13 protein-coding genes are annotated in these 13,859 nt (G+C 68.1%); 12 read left to right on the top strand and 1 reads right to left on the bottom strand.

Annotated features, from left to right (window positions below):
• Positions 1-95 precede the first annotated feature (95 nt).
• Entirely contained in the window at positions 96-1,391 is a 1,296-nt protein-coding gene (locus ACZ7M2_RS12255) for a geranylgeranyl reductase family protein (protein WP_352046342.1), read from the top strand.
• A 130-nt stretch (positions 1,392-1,521) separates the two neighbouring features.
• Here the strand turns inward: ACZ7M2_RS12255 and ACZ7M2_RS12250 are convergent, their stop codons facing one another.
• A complete protein-coding gene (locus ACZ7M2_RS12250) occupies positions 1,522-2,367 on the bottom strand; it encodes a C40 family peptidase (RefSeq protein ID WP_471595128.1) in 846 nt (281 codons plus the stop codon).
• Positions 2,368-3,091: 724 nt separating this feature from the next.
• Here ACZ7M2_RS12250 and ACZ7M2_RS12245 point away from each other — a divergent pair.
• The 11 genes from ACZ7M2_RS12245 to nuoK are packed head-to-tail and all read left to right on the top strand — an operon-like array spanning position 3,092 to position 13,856.
• The gene (locus tag ACZ7M2_RS12245; protein ID WP_007383963.1) at positions 3,092-3,451 is read left to right on the top strand and encodes an NADH-quinone oxidoreductase subunit A; all 360 of its coding nucleotides are present in this window, start codon (positions 3,092-3,094) and stop codon (positions 3,449-3,451) included.
• 14 nt (positions 3,452-3,465) lie between these two features.
• A complete protein-coding gene (locus ACZ7M2_RS12240) occupies positions 3,466-4,020 on the top strand; it encodes a NuoB/complex I 20 kDa subunit family protein (protein ID WP_003998928.1) in 555 nt (184 codons plus the stop codon).
• Positions 4,017-4,757 (top strand): NADH-quinone oxidoreductase subunit C, encoded by a 741-nt coding sequence (locus tag ACZ7M2_RS12235; RefSeq protein ID WP_471595127.1) that lies wholly within the window; start codon positions 4,017-4,019, stop codon positions 4,755-4,757. The genes ACZ7M2_RS12240 and ACZ7M2_RS12235 overlap by 4 nt, the downstream gene beginning before the upstream one ends.
• Positions 4,754-6,097, top strand: a complete 1,344-nt coding sequence (locus tag ACZ7M2_RS12230) for an NADH-quinone oxidoreductase subunit D (protein WP_471595126.1) — start codon at positions 4,754-4,756, stop codon at positions 6,095-6,097. The genes ACZ7M2_RS12235 and ACZ7M2_RS12230 overlap by 4 nt, the downstream gene beginning before the upstream one ends.
• A gap of 29 nt (positions 6,098-6,126) precedes the next feature.
• Positions 6,127-6,936, top strand: coding sequence for an NADH-quinone oxidoreductase subunit NuoE (gene nuoE, locus ACZ7M2_RS12225; RefSeq protein WP_471595237.1), 810 nt, complete (start codon positions 6,127-6,129; stop codon positions 6,934-6,936).
• Positions 6,933-8,282 carry an NADH-quinone oxidoreductase subunit NuoF gene (gene nuoF / locus ACZ7M2_RS12220; protein WP_352046346.1) on the top strand — a complete coding sequence of 450 codons (1,350 nt, stop codon included), beginning with the start codon at positions 6,933-6,935 and terminating at the stop codon, positions 8,280-8,282. Before nuoE ends, nuoF begins: the two co-directional genes overlap by 4 nt.
• Positions 8,279-10,783, top strand: coding sequence for an NADH-quinone oxidoreductase subunit G (locus ACZ7M2_RS12215; RefSeq protein ID WP_471595125.1), 2,505 nt, complete (start codon positions 8,279-8,281; stop codon positions 10,781-10,783). The genes nuoF and ACZ7M2_RS12215 overlap by 4 nt, the downstream gene beginning before the upstream one ends.
• Positions 10,780-12,153, top strand: a complete 1,374-nt coding sequence (nuoH, locus tag ACZ7M2_RS12210; protein WP_352046348.1) for an NADH-quinone oxidoreductase subunit NuoH — start codon at positions 10,780-10,782, stop codon at positions 12,151-12,153. The genes ACZ7M2_RS12215 and nuoH overlap by 4 nt, the downstream gene beginning before the upstream one ends.
• On the top strand, positions 12,146-12,748 hold the full coding sequence (nuoI, locus tag ACZ7M2_RS12205; protein ID WP_054232155.1) for an NADH-quinone oxidoreductase subunit NuoI: 603 nt from the start codon (positions 12,146-12,148) through the stop codon (positions 12,746-12,748). The genes nuoH and nuoI overlap by 8 nt, the downstream gene beginning before the upstream one ends.
• Positions 12,745-13,560, top strand: a complete 816-nt coding sequence (locus ACZ7M2_RS12200) for an NADH-quinone oxidoreductase subunit J (RefSeq protein WP_352046349.1) — start codon at positions 12,745-12,747, stop codon at positions 13,558-13,560. Before nuoI ends, ACZ7M2_RS12200 begins: the two co-directional genes overlap by 4 nt.
• Entirely contained in the window at positions 13,557-13,856 is a 300-nt protein-coding gene (gene nuoK / locus ACZ7M2_RS12195) for an NADH-quinone oxidoreductase subunit NuoK (protein ID WP_018568277.1), read from the top strand. Before ACZ7M2_RS12200 ends, nuoK begins: the two co-directional genes overlap by 4 nt.
• Positions 13,857-13,859 lie beyond the last annotated feature (3 nt).

The raw sequence follows: 13,859 nt of genomic DNA, 5'->3' as shown, positions 1-13,859 counted from the left end.
GCAACCCTTCAGCCAGGTGATCAGTACCGCTGCATAGACTGCCCATGTCCAGTGCCCGTCAGCACGCAGATTTCGAGTCTTGGGGAGACCCCGCCGTGACCGAGCCCCAACCCCTCTCCGAAAACACCGCAGATGTGATCGTCGTCGGGGCTGGACCAGCCGGTTCCACGACCGCGTACTACCTGGCGAAGGCCGGACTCGACGTCCTGCTCCTGGAGAAGACCGCGTTCCCGAGGGAGAAGGTCTGCGGTGACGGCCTGACCCCGCGCGCCACCAAGCAGCTCGTCTCCATGGGGATCGACATCTCCGAGGAGGCCGGCTGGCTGCGCAACAAGGGCCTGCGCATCATCGGCGGCGGCGTCCGCCTCCAGCTGGACTGGCCGGATCTCGCCTCCTACCCGGACTACGGACTCGTCCGCAAGCGCGACGACTTCGACGAGCAGCTGGCCCGGCAGGCGCAGAAGGCGGGCGCGCGGCTGTACGAGCGCTGCAACGTCGGCGCCCCCATCATCGACGACCGCACCGGCCGCATCACGGGCGTGCACGCGAAGCTGGGCGACGCGGGCGAGAAGCGCGAGGTCACCTTCCACGCGCCGCTGGTCGTCGCCGCCGACGGCAACTCCACCCGCCTGTCCCTGGCGATGGGCCTGCACCGCCGCGAGGACCGCCCGATGGGTGTCGCGGTCCGTACGTACTTCACGTCCCCGCGCCACGAGGACGACTACCTGGAGTCCTGGCTGGAGCTGTGGGACCGCCGGGGCGCCGAGGACCGTCTGCTGCCCGGCTACGGCTGGATCTTCGGCATGGGCGACGGCACCTCGAACGTCGGCCTCGGCGTGCTCAACACCTCCGACTCCTTCAAGGAGCTGGACTGGCGCGAGGTCCTGAAGGCCTGGTGCGCGTCCATGCCGGAGGACTGGGGCTACACGCCGGAGAACATGACCGGCCCGATCCGCGGCGCCGCCCTCCCCATGGCCTTCAACCGCCAACCGCACTACACCAAGGGTCTGCTCCTGGTCGGCGACGCCGGCGGCCTGGTCAACCCCTTCAACGGCGAGGGCATCGCCTACGCCATGGAGTCCGGCCAGATCGCCGCGGACGTCATCGTGCAGGCCCACGCCCGCGCGACGCCCACCCAGCGAGAACTGGCACTCCAGCGCTACCCCCGTGTCCTCAAGGACACCTACGGCGGCTACTACACGCTCGGCCGCGCCTTCGTGAAGCTCATCGGCAACCCGAAGGTCATGAAGATCGCGGCCCAGCGCGGCCTGACCCACCCGCTCCTGATGAAGTTCACCCTCAAGATGCTCGCGAACCTCACGGACCCGACGGGCGGCGACGCGATGGACCGCATCATCAACGGTCTCTCGAAGGTGGCACCGAAGGCCTGACGCCATCACGGGGCCGCCCGGGGACCCGGGCGGCCTCCGGGGGCGCTCCCGCCCCCTCGGGACAGCACGACGAGGCCGCCACCCATCGGGTGGCGGCCTTCACGCCGTATGACTCACAAAGTCCCGCGGCTCAGAGAACGCGGACCGCGCCGGTGGCCGGGTAGCCCGAAAGGTTCTGAATCACCACACCCTTGGAGGGGTTGGCCGCGTCCAGGTACTGGCCGTTACCGATGTACACACCCACGTGGTACGCCGAACCGGCCGAACCCCAGTACAGGATGTCGCCGACCTGGATGTTGGACAGCGAGACCGGCGTACCGGACGTCGACTGGTCCTGCGAGACGCGCGGCAGGTCGACACCGACCTGCCGGAACGCGGCCTGCACGAGGCCGGAGCAGTCCCAGGCGTTGGGGCCCGTACCGCCCATCACGTACGCGTCGCCGACCTGAGCCTTGAGGAACGCGATGACGGTGGCGACGCTGCCGCTGGCCGGGGCGGAGACGGTCGAACTCGAGGAGCCCGAGGAGCCCGCGGAGCTGGACAGGACGGTCCGCGTGGACGACCGGGAGGCGGCCTGTTCGGCCGCGGCCTTCCGTGCGTCCTCGGCCTTCTTCTTGGCCTCGGCCTTCTTCTTGGCGTCCGCGAGGTCCGCCTTGGCCTGCTTCGCGGCCTTTGCGGCGGCTGCGTCGCGCTCGGCCTGCAGCTCGTAGTTCGCAGCTGCCTGCTGAGTGGCATCCGCGGACTGCGCCAGCTGGGTGGCCAGGTCGGCCGTCAGGGTGGGCAGTTCGAGGGTCTGGGTCACGGGCTCGGCCGCGTTCGCCGAACCAGCTGCACCGGCCACGGCCAAGGTGCTGAGAACGCCACCGGCAACTCCGGCGCGCATCGCTAGCGTCGACGCGTTGCGGCGGGGCTTCCGGTGGTTGCGTATGTGAGCGGTGTGGGACATGGGTACAACCGGTATCAGGGACTCCCTCATACCTTCAAGAAACGTGTGGTGCGCCACAGTTGTTCAATCCGCGGCTGAATCCGGCGCGCGTCACTCTTTATTGACGCCGTAACGGGCATTCTGGACAGAGGTGATCAAGCCTGTGATCATGCTGTTTCCGCATTACGTCCGAATTGCCCTCTGCCTACCACTGGTTGCAGCCTGTGGCCAAGGCCGGCTTATCTGACCCATAGATCGATGTGACGCAGGTCACGGAACGGTCGCCGGGCCGGCGGCGTCTCGCGCGCACCTCTCGACTGCCCCGCGCTCGTGAACGCATGCACGCGCCGACGCTTGTCCACATCCGTCCACACCCCTCCCCCGATGTGTGAACGCGCTCCTCTACCAAGCCCCCGCGTCCAGCACCAATTTGCATGCGTCGGAAGTCTCTTGATATGGAGACGCCGCCCCGGACCTGTGGTGACGAGCGGAAATGTCACATCTGGTGATCGCGCGGACGCTTCGCGTATGAAGATCACTGCTCATCCGACTTCATGATCCTTCGTCAGGTGGTGGAGATCACAAAGCTTGTGCAATACCCCGTGTCGCAGATCACAGACCGGCGGGCATAAGATGCGAGGCAGTTGGGCTTGTGACCTGCTTCACATGTACGCGATCTTCGTCGGGACGCACGGGGTTCGTGGGACAGGTGGGGCGGAAGTGCTTGCCTGACGCAACCGCCAGCAGTCAGTGCCGACTGAGAGGAGCGAGGAGCGTGAACGCGTATGCGCCGATCCTCGTACTGGGAGCCCTCGGGGCAGGCTTTGCGATCTTCTCCGTGGTCATGGCCACGCTTATCGGTCCAAAGCGATACAACCGGGCCAAGCTCGAGGCCTACGAGTGCGGTATCGAGCCGACCCCCACGCCGGCCGGCGGCGGGCGCTTCCCCATCAAGTACTACCTGACGGCGATGCTCTTCATCGTCTTCGACATCGAGATCGTCTTCCTCTACCCCTGGGCCGTCACCTTCGACGCCCTGGGTGTTTTCGGGCTCGTGGAGATGCTGCTCTTCGTGCTCACCGTCTTCGTCGCGTACGCGTACGTATGGCGGCGCGGCGGCCTGGAATGGGACTGAGGGGCCTTTAAGACATGGGACTCGAAGAAAAGCTGCCGAGCGGATTCCTGCTGACCACCGTCGAGCAGGCCGCGGGCTGGGTGCGCAAGGCGTCCGTCTTCCCCGCCACGTTCGGACTCGCCTGCTGCGCCATCGAGATGATGACGACCGGCGCGGGCCGCTACGACCTTGCGCGCTTCGGCATGGAGGTCTTCCGCGGCTCGCCGCGCCAGGCCGACCTCATGATCGTCGCCGGCCGCGTCAGCCAGAAGATGGCGCCGGTGCTGCGGCAGGTCTATGACCAGATGCCCAACCCCAAGTGGGTGATCTCCATGGGGGTCTGTGCCTCATCGGGCGGAATGTTCAATAACTACGCCATTGTGCAGGGCGTCGACCACATCGTCCCGGTTGATATCTATTTGCCCGGCTGTCCGCCGCGCCCCGAGATGCTGATGGACGCGATCCTCAAGCTCCACCAGAAGATCCAGACCTCCAAGCTCGGCGTGAATGCCGAGGAGGCGGCCCGCGAGGCGGAGGAAGCGGCGCTCAAGGCGCTTCCCACCATCGAGATGAAGGGCCTGCTGCGGTGAGCGACGCGAACGGCAACGGGGTGAACCCCGAGAAGGACCTCGGCGCCTCGAACCTCCCCGGCCAGCGCGGCGAGGGCGGCGAGGAGATCCGCGTCCAGCGCGGCATGTTCGGCGCCAACAACGGGGGCGACACCACCGGCTACGGAGGCCTGGTCCGCTCCGTCCGGCTGCCCGGCCCGGCCACTCGCCCCTACGGCGGCTGGTTCGACGAGGTCGCCGACGAGCTGGAAGGCGCCTTGGAGGAACAGGGACTCGTCCCCGACAACGCCATCGAGAAGACGATCGTCGACCGCGACGAGCTCACCTTCCACATCGAACGCGAGTACCTGCTCCGGGTCGCCCAGACCCTCCGCGACGACCCGGCCCTGCGCTTCGAACTGTGCACGGGCGTGAGCGGAGTGCACTACCCCAGCGACAAGGGCCGGGAGCTGCACGCCGTCTACCACCTGCGCTCGATCACCCACAACCGGCTGATCCGCGTCGAAGTCAGCGCTCCCGACGCCGACCCGCACGTCCCCTCGCTCGTCTCCGTCTACCCGACGAACGACTGGCACGAGCGCGAGACGTACGACTTCTTCGGCCTGATCTTCGACGGCCACCCGGCACTGACGCGGATCATGATGCCGGACGACTGGCAGGGCCACCCGCAGCGCAAGGACTACCCCCTCGGTGGCATCCCCATCGAGTACAAGGGCGCCCAGATCCCTGCTCCGGACCAGCGGAGGTCGTACTCATGAGCACGCAGACCCCTTCTTCCGGCGCGTCCGCCGCGGCGGCGCGGGAGACGACCGAGGGCACCGTATATACGGTCACCGGTGGCGACTGGGACGAGATCGCCCAGTCCGCGGCGAAGTCCGACGACGAACGCATCATCGTCAACATGGGCCCGCAGCATCCGTCCACCCACGGCGTGCTCCGGCTCATCCTGGAGATCGACGGTGAGACGGTCACCGAGGCCCGCTGCGGCATCGGCTACCTCCACACCGGCATCGAGAAGAACCTCGAGTTCCGCACGTGGACCCAGGGCACCACGTTCGTGACGCGCATGGACTATCTGACGCCGTTCTTCAACGAGACGGCCTACTGTCTCGCCGTCGAGAAGCTCCTCGGCATCAAGGACCAGATCCCCGACCGCGCCTCGATCATCCGCGTCCTCCTGATGGAGCTGAACCGACTCTCCTCCCACCTGGTGTGCATCGCCACCGGAGGCATGGAACTCGGCGCCACCACGATCATGATCTACGGGTTCCGCGATCGTGAACTCATCCTCGACATCTACGAGCTGATCACCGGCCTGCGGATGAACCACGCGTACATCCGCCCCGGCGGACTCGCCCAGGATCTGCCGCCCGGCGCGGTGGACCAGATCCGCGAGTTCGTGAAGAAGATGCACAAGAACCTTCCCGAGTACGACAAGCTCGCCACCGGGAACCCCATCTTCAAGGCACGTATGCAGGACGTCGGCTACCTCGACCTGGCCGGCTGCATGGCCCTCGGCGCCACCGGCCCCGTCCTGCGCTCCGCGGGCCTGCCGCACGACCTGCGCAAGGCCCAGCCGTACTGCGGCTACGAGACGTACGACTTCGAGATCCCGACCGCCGACACCTGCGACTCCTACGGGCGCTTCCTGATCCGCCTGGAGGAAATGCGCCAGTCGCTGCACATCGTCGAGCAGTGCCTGGACCGGCTGCAGCCCGGCCCGGTCATGGTCGCCGACAAGAAGATCGCCTGGCCCGCCCAGCTCGCACTGGGCCCCGACGGTCTCGGCAACTCCCTCGACCACATCAAGAAGATCATGGGCACCTCCATGGAGGCCCTGATCCACCACTTCAAGCTGGTGACCGAGGGCTTCCGCGTCCCGCCGGGACAGGCGTACGCGGCGGTCGAGTCGCCCAAGGGCGAGCTCGGGGTGCACGCCGTGTCCGACGGAGGCACCCGCCCCTACCGGGTCCACTTCCGCGACCCGTCCTTCACCAATCTGCAGGCCATGGCGGCGATGTGCGAGGGCGGCCAGGTCGCCGACGTCATCGTCGCCGTCGCGTCCATCGACCCCGTGATGGGAGGCGTCGACCGGTGACCACCACCCCCGAGGGCGTCAGCCTGGGCATGCCCCAACTGCCCGCGCCCGACTATCCGGACGACGTCCGGGCCCGGCTCGAGGCGGACGCGCGCGAGATCGTCGCCCGCTACCCGGACTCCCGTTCGGCGCTCCTTCCGTTGCTGCATCTCGTGCAGTCGGAGGAGGGCCATGTCACGCGCACGGGGCAGCGGTTCTGCGCGGACGTACTGAACCTGACCACGGCCGAGGTCACCGCTGTCGCGACCTTCTACTCGATGTACCGGCGCAAGCCGAGCGGTGACTACCAGGTGGGTGTGTGCACCAACACCCTGTGCGCGGTCATGGGCGGCGACGCGATCTTCGAGGCCCTGCAGGACCACCTGGGCGTCGGCAACGGCGAGACCACCGACGACGGCAAGGTCACGTTGGAGCACATTGAGTGCAACGCGGCCTGCGACTTCGCACCGGTCGTGATGGTCAACTGGGAGTTCTTCGACAACCAGACCGTGGCCTCCGCGAAGCGCCTCGTGGACGATCTGCGCACGGGAGCACAGGTCGCACCCACCCGCGGCGCCCCCTTGTGCACCTTCAAGGACACCGCGCGGATCCTGGCGGGCTTCCCCGACGAGCGCGAGGGAGCCGTGGAGGCGGGCGGCAGCGCGGGCCCCGCCTCACTGATCGGTCTCCGCCTGGCCAAGGGGGAGAGCGTCCACGCGCGCGTGGTCCACCCACGAGGTGGCGGGGCACCGCAGGACCAGCCGCCGGCCGAGCACCTGAGCTCGCACGACGCGCCGCAGGACACATCGGCCTCCGATCCGTCGCGCCCGGCGGGTCCCGCAGCCGAGGAGGGGGAGTGATGACGTTGGCACCCGAGATCGACGAGACCAGCCCGGAGAAGCTGCTCGCACCCGTGCTGTCGGCCTTCTGGGACGAGGAGAAGGCCTGGACGCTGGACGTCTATCGGAGGCACGAGGGATACGAGGGGCTGCGCAAGGCGCTGGCCATGTCGCCAGACGACCTGATCGCGTACGTCAAGGACTCCGGTCTGCGCGGCCGGGGCGGCGCGGGATTCCCCACCGGAATGAAGTGGCAGTTCATTCCTCAGGGCGATGGCAAACCTCACTATCTAGTTGTCAACGCCGACGAATCGGAACCGGGAACCTGCAAGGACATCCCGCTCCTCTTCGCGAACCCGCACAGCCTCATCGAGGGCATCGTGATCGCGTGTTATGCCATCCGGTCTTCGCATGCGTTCATCTATCTCCGCGGTGAAGTCGTCCCCGTGTTGCGGCGGTTGCACGAGGCCGTTCGAGAGGCCTACGCGGCGGGCTACCTGGGCGAGAACATCCTCGGCAGCGGACTCGACCTCAAGCTCACCGTGCACGCGGGCGCAGGCGCGTACATCTGCGGTGAGGAGACCGCACTGCTCGACTCGCTCGAAGGCCGCCGTGGTCAACCGCGGCTCCGTCCCCCCTTCCCAGCCGTCGCGGGCCTCTACGCGTGCCCGACTGTGGTGAATAACGTCGAGTCGATCGCGTCAGTTCCCGCAATCCTCCGAAAAGGCAAGGAATGGTTCAGGTCGATGGGCAGCGAGAAGTCCCCGGGCTTCACGCTGTACTCGCTCAGCGGCCACGTCGCCAGCCCCGGCCAGTACGAGGCTCCGCTCGGCATCACACTCCGTCAACTCCTCGAGATGAGCGGCGGGATGCGCCCCGGCCACCGGTTGAAGTTCTGGACGCCGGGCGGCTCCTCGACCCCGATGTTCACCGACGAGCACCTCGACGTCCCTCTTGATTACGAAGGAGTGGGTGCCGCGGGTTCCATGCTCGGCACAAAAGCACTCCAGTGCTTCGACGAGACGACCTGCGTCGTGCGGGCGGTCACCCGGTGGACCGAGTTCTACGCCCACGAGTCCTGCGGCAAGTGCACGCCCTGCCGCGAAGGGACGTACTGGCTCGTGCAGTTGCTGCGCGACATCGAGGCCGGCAAGGGCGTCATGTCGGACCTCGACAAGCTCAACGACATCGCCGACAACATCAACGGCAAGTCGTTCTGCGCCCTCGGCGACGGCGCCGCATCGCCGATCTTCTCCTCGCTCAAGTACTTCCGCGAGGAGTACGAGGAGCACATCACGGGCCGCGGCTGCCCCTTTGACCCGGCCAAGTCCACGGCTTGGGCCGACCGCACGGAGGTGAACGCATGACGGTGACCACCAGCGCTCCCTCGGGAGGGGGAGAGGCGGCGGTTCCGCCGGAGGATCTCGTCTCGCTGACGATCGACGGAGCCGAGATCAGCGTGCCCAAGGGCACCCTGGTCATCCGGGCCGCCGAACAGCTCGGCATCGAGATCCCCCGATTCTGCGACCATCCGCTGCTCGACCCGGCCGGCGCCTGCCGCCAGTGCATCGTCGAGGTCGAGGGCCAGCGCAAGCCCATGGCGTCCTGCACGATCACGTGTACGGACGGAATGGTGGTGAAGACTCACCTCACCTCGCCCGCCGCCGAAAAGGCCCAGCACGGTGTGATGGAGCTGCTGCTCATCAACCACCCGCTGGACTGCCCGGTCTGCGACAAGGGCGGCGAGTGCCCGCTGCAGAACCAGGCGATGTCGCACGGCAACGCCGAATCCCGCTTCGAGGGCAAGAAGCGGACCTACGAGAAGCCGGTCCCGATCTCCACGCAGGTACTGCTCGACCGCGAGCGGTGCGTGCTGTGCGCCCGCTGCACCCGCTTCTCCAACCAGATCGCGGGCGACCCGATGATCGAGCTGATCGAGCGGGGCGCGCTCCAGCAGGTCGGCACCGGCGAGGGCGACCCGTTCGAGTCGTACTTCTCCGGGAACACCATCCAGATCTGCCCGGTGGGCGCGCTGACCTCGGCGGCGTATCGCTTCCGCTCGCGTCCGTTCGACCTCGTCTCCTCGCACTCGGTGTGCGAGCACTGCGCGGGCGGCTGCGCGACCCGCACCGACCACCGTCGCGGCAAGGTCATGCGGCGCCTGGCCTCCCCCGACCCCGAGGTCAACGAGGAGTGGCTCTGCGACAAGGGGCGGTTCGGGTTCCGGTACGCGCAGCAGCGGGACCGGCTCGAGGCACCCCTTGTACGGGGTGAGTCGGGTGAACTGGAGCCCGCTTCCTGGCCCGAAGCCCTGGAGGCGGCGGCCCGGGGACTGTCGGCGGCCCGCGGCCGGACCGGCGTCCTGACCGGTGGCCGTCTCACCGTCGAGGACGCCTACGCCTACAGCAAGTTCGCGCGCGTGGCCCTCGACACGAACGACATCGACTTCCGCGCGCGCGTGCACAGCGCCGAGGAGGCCGACTTCCTGGCCTCCCGGGTCGCCGGACACGGACGGGACCTCGACGGTACGGGCCTCACGTACACCTCTTTGGAGAAGGCGCCCGCCGTCCTGCTCGTCGGCTTCGAGTCCGAGGAGGAGGCGCCCGGAGTCTTCCTGCGGCTGCGCAAGGCCTGGCGCGGACACGGACAGAAGACGTTCTCGCTCGCCACGTACGCGACACGCGGCCTGGACAAGGCGGGCGGCACGTTGCTGCCCGCCGCGCCCGGCACCGAGACCGAGTGGCTGGACGCCCTCGCGAGCGGCGTCGGCCTGGAGGGCGACGGTGCCAAGGCCGCCGAGGCGCTGCGCACCGAGGGTGCGGTGATCGTCGTCGGCGAGCGGCTCGCGGGCGTGGCGGGCGGGCTCACCGCCGCCGTACGGGCGGCGTCCGCGACCGGCGCCACGCTGGTGTGGATCCCGCGCCGGGCCGGCGAGCGCGGCGCGATCGAGGCGGGCGCGCTGCCGTCGCTGCTGCCGGGCGGGCGTCCGGCCACCGATCCGCGCGCGCGGGAGGAGGTCGCTGCCGCCTGGGGCGTCTCCGCACTTCCGCACCGCTACGGGCGCGACACCGGCCAGATCGTCGAGGCCGCCATCGGCGGGGAGCTGCGGGCCCTGGTGGTGGCGGGCGTGGAGGTCGCCGACCTTCCCGACCCGGCACGCGCGCGTGCGGCCCTTTCCGAAGTCGGCTTCCTGGTGTCGCTCGAACTGCGGCCCGGTGAGGTCACCGAGCACGCGGATGTCGTCCTCCCGGTGGCCGCGGTAGTCGAGAAGGCGGGCACCTTCCTGAACTGGGAGGGCAGGGTGCGCTTCTTCGAGGCCGCGCTCAAGCCCGACCAGATGACCCGCCGCCTGGCACCCACCGACGCGCGTGTCCTGCAGATGCTCGCCGACGCCATGGACGTACACCTGGGTCTGCCGGATCTGCGCACCACGCGCGGGGAGCTGGACCGGCTCGGTCCCTGGGGCGGCCTGCGGGCCACCGGGCCCGTGGAGATCGCGGCATCGCTGCCGCGTCCCGCCGCGGGGGAGGCCGTGCTCGCGGGCCACCGGCTGCTGCTCGACCAGGGCCGCCTCCAGGAGGGCGACGACGCGCTCGCCGGGACCCGGCATGCCGCACGCGCGCGGGTGTCGGCCGCCACGGCCGCCGAGGCGGGCGTCAAGGAAGGCGACCTCCTCGCGGTCACCAGTAGCGCCGGAACCGTCGAACTCCCGCTGCAGATCACCGAGATGCCCGACCGCGTGGTCTGGCTCCCGTTGAACTCCACCGGAGGGGGCGTCGCCTCCGACACGGGGGCGCTGCCCGGCGCACTCGTCCGCATCGGCCCGGCGACACTCGCCACCGAGGCCCCCAAGGAGGTGGAGGCATGACGCCGTACCTCGCCGCTGAAGACCTCTCCATGTTCGGCCGCGACCCCTGGTGGCTGGTCGTCGTCAAGGCGGTCTTCTGCTTCGCCTTCCTGATGGTGACCGTGCTCTTCTCCATCGTGTGGGAGCGCAAGGTCGTCGCCTGGATGCAGCTGCGCATCGGACCCAACCGGCACGGCCCCTGGGGCATGCTCCAGTCGCTCGCCGACGGCGTCAAACTGATGCTCAAGGAAGACGTCATCGTCAAACGCGCGGACAAGGTGGTCTACATCCTCGCGCCGATCGTCGCGGCCATCCCGGCCTTCATGGCGATCGCGGTGATCCCCTTCGGACCCGCGGGCAATGAGATCTCGATCTTCGGCCACCGCACCACGATGCAGCTCACGGACCTGCCGATCGCGATGCTCTACATCCTCGCGGTCGCCTCGGTGGGCATCTACGGGATCGTGCTGGCGGGTTGGAGTTCTGGATCCACCTACCCGCTGCTGGGCGGTCTGCGGTCCTGCGCGCAGATGATCTCGTACGAGATCGCCATGGGCGCCGCTTTCGCCTCGGTGTTCCTCTACTCCGGGTCGATGTCGACCTCGACGATCGTGGAACAGCAGCACGACCGCTGGTACATCATCCTGCTGCCGGTCTCGTTCCTGATCTACATCATCACGATGGTCGGCGAGACCAACCGCGCCCCCTTCGACATGCCGGAGTCCGAGGGCGACCTCGTCGGCGGTTTCAACACCGAGTACTCGTCCATCAAGTTCGCGCTGTTCATGCTCGCCGAGTACGTGAACATGGTGACGGTCTCGGCCGTGTCGACCACGCTCTTCCTGGGCGGCTGGCGGGCCCCGTGGCCCATCAGCACCTTCTGGGAGGGTGCCAACCACGGCTGGTGGCCGATGCTCTGGTTCGTGGTGAAGGTGCAGCTGCTGCTGTTCTTCTTCATCTGGCTGCGCGGCACGCTGCCGCGCGTCCGCTACGACCAGCTGATGAAGCTCGGCTGGAAGGTCCTCATCCCGGTCTCCGTGGTCTGGCTGATGCTCGTCGCGACCGTACGGACCCTCAGGAACGAGAACTACGACTTCGCCGACATCGCCCTGTACGTCGGCGGCGGTGTCCTCGTCCTGCTGCTGCTCTCGTTCGCCGCGGACATCTTCCGCGACAAGCAGGGCGCCCAGGAAGCGCCCGCCGAGCCCGCCGCCTTCGACCCGATGGCCGGTGGATTCCCGGTGCCGCCACTGCCGGGACAGGAGCTGCCACCCGTGCCGCGGCGCCGCCCGCGCCGCGAGCGCGAGTTGATTGTCAGTGGTGGATCCGATACTGCGAGTGACGGATCGAATGGCGGAACTCGTGACGGAAAGGAGGGGTCCGATGGCTGAGGAGCCGAAGGAGACCAAGCCCGGTTTCCAGAACCCCGTCGCCGGCTTCGGCGTGACCTTCAAGGCCATGTTCAAGAAGCGCCTGACGGAGCAGTACCCGGAGCAGCAGAAGACCACCGCCCCGCGGTTCCACGGCCGGCACCAGCTCAACCGCCATCCGGACGGTCTGGAGAAGTGCATCGGCTGCGAGCTGTGCGCCTGGGCCTGCCCCGCGGACGCCATCTATGTGGAGGGCGCGGACAACACCGACGAGGAGCGCTACTCGCCGGGCGAGCGGTACGGCCGCGTCTACCAGATCAACTACGCCCGCTGCATCCTGTGCGGCCTGTGCATCGAGGCGTGCCCCACCCGCGCGCTCACGATGACGAACGAGTTCGAGCTCGCCGACTCCAGCCGCGCCAACCTCATCTACACCAAGGAGCAGCTGCTCGCCGGGCTCGACGAGGGCATGGTCGACACACCGCACTCGATCTTCCCCGGCACGGACGAGCAGGACTACTACCGGGGTCTGGTGACCGAGGCGGCGCCGGGCACGGAGCGCCAAGTCGCCGTCTCCAAGGGCGAGAAGCCCACGGAAGAGGGGGTGGGGGCATGACCGGCCTGGCCGCCTACTCCACCTCCACCGGAGAGGCCTTCCAGTTCTGGGTCCTCGGCACGGTCGCCGTGATCGGCGCCCTGTGCACCGTCTTCATGAAGAAGGCCGTGCACAGCGCGCTCTGTCTCGCCGGAACCATGATCGTCCTGGCGGTTTTCTACCTCGCCAACGGCGCCTACTTCCTGGGCGTCGTGCAGATCGTCGTCTACACCGGCGCGATCATGATGCTGTTCCTCTTCGTGGTCATGCTCGTCGGTGTCACCGCGGCGGACTCCCTGAAAGAGACCATCAAGGGACAGCGCTGGCTGGCCCTGCTGTGCGGACTCGGCTTCGGCGTCCTGCTGATCGCGGGCATCGGCAACGCGTCCCTGAAGGACTTCAACGGCCTGAGCAAGGCCAACGCCAACGGGAACGTGGAGGGCCTCGCCGCCCTCATCTTCACGAAGTACGTGTTCGCCTTCGAAATCACCGGCGCCCTGCTCATCACGGCCGCCGTCGGCGCCATGGTGCTCACGCACCGCGAGCGCACCGAGCGCGCCAAGACCCAGCGCGAGCTGTCCGAGCAGCGCGTACGGGAAGGCAAGCACGTACCGCCGCTGCCGGCCCCCGGTGTCTACGCCCGGCACAACGCGGTGGACATCGCCGGCCTCCTCCCGGACGGCACCCCGTCCGAGCTGACCGTCAGCAAGACGCTGCGGGACCGCGGCCAGATCCGTGACGTGTCCACCGAGGCGCTGAGCGATCTGAAGGCGCTGGAGCAGCGGGCCGAAGAACGCCTGGAGCGCACGAAGACGGAGGAGGCGTCCAAGTGAACCCGGTCAACTACCTCTATCTCGCCGCCCTGTTGTTCACGATCGGCGCCACCGGCGTGCTGATCAGACGCAACGCGATCGTGGTGTTCATGTGCGTCGAGCTCATGCTCAACGCCTGCAACCTCGCGTTCGTCGTCTTCTCCCGCATGCACGGCAATCTCGACGGCCAGATCATCGCCTTCTTCACGATGGTCGTCGCCGCCGCGGAGGTCGTGGTCGGGCTCGCGATCATCGTGTCGCTCTTCCGTTCCCGCCACTCGGCCTCGGTCGACGACGCCAGCCTGATGAAGCTGTAAGGG

This window comes from Streptomyces sp. NPDC111507 (assembly GCF_055638955.1).
This window is presented reverse-complemented; position numbering and strand designations above follow the sequence as displayed.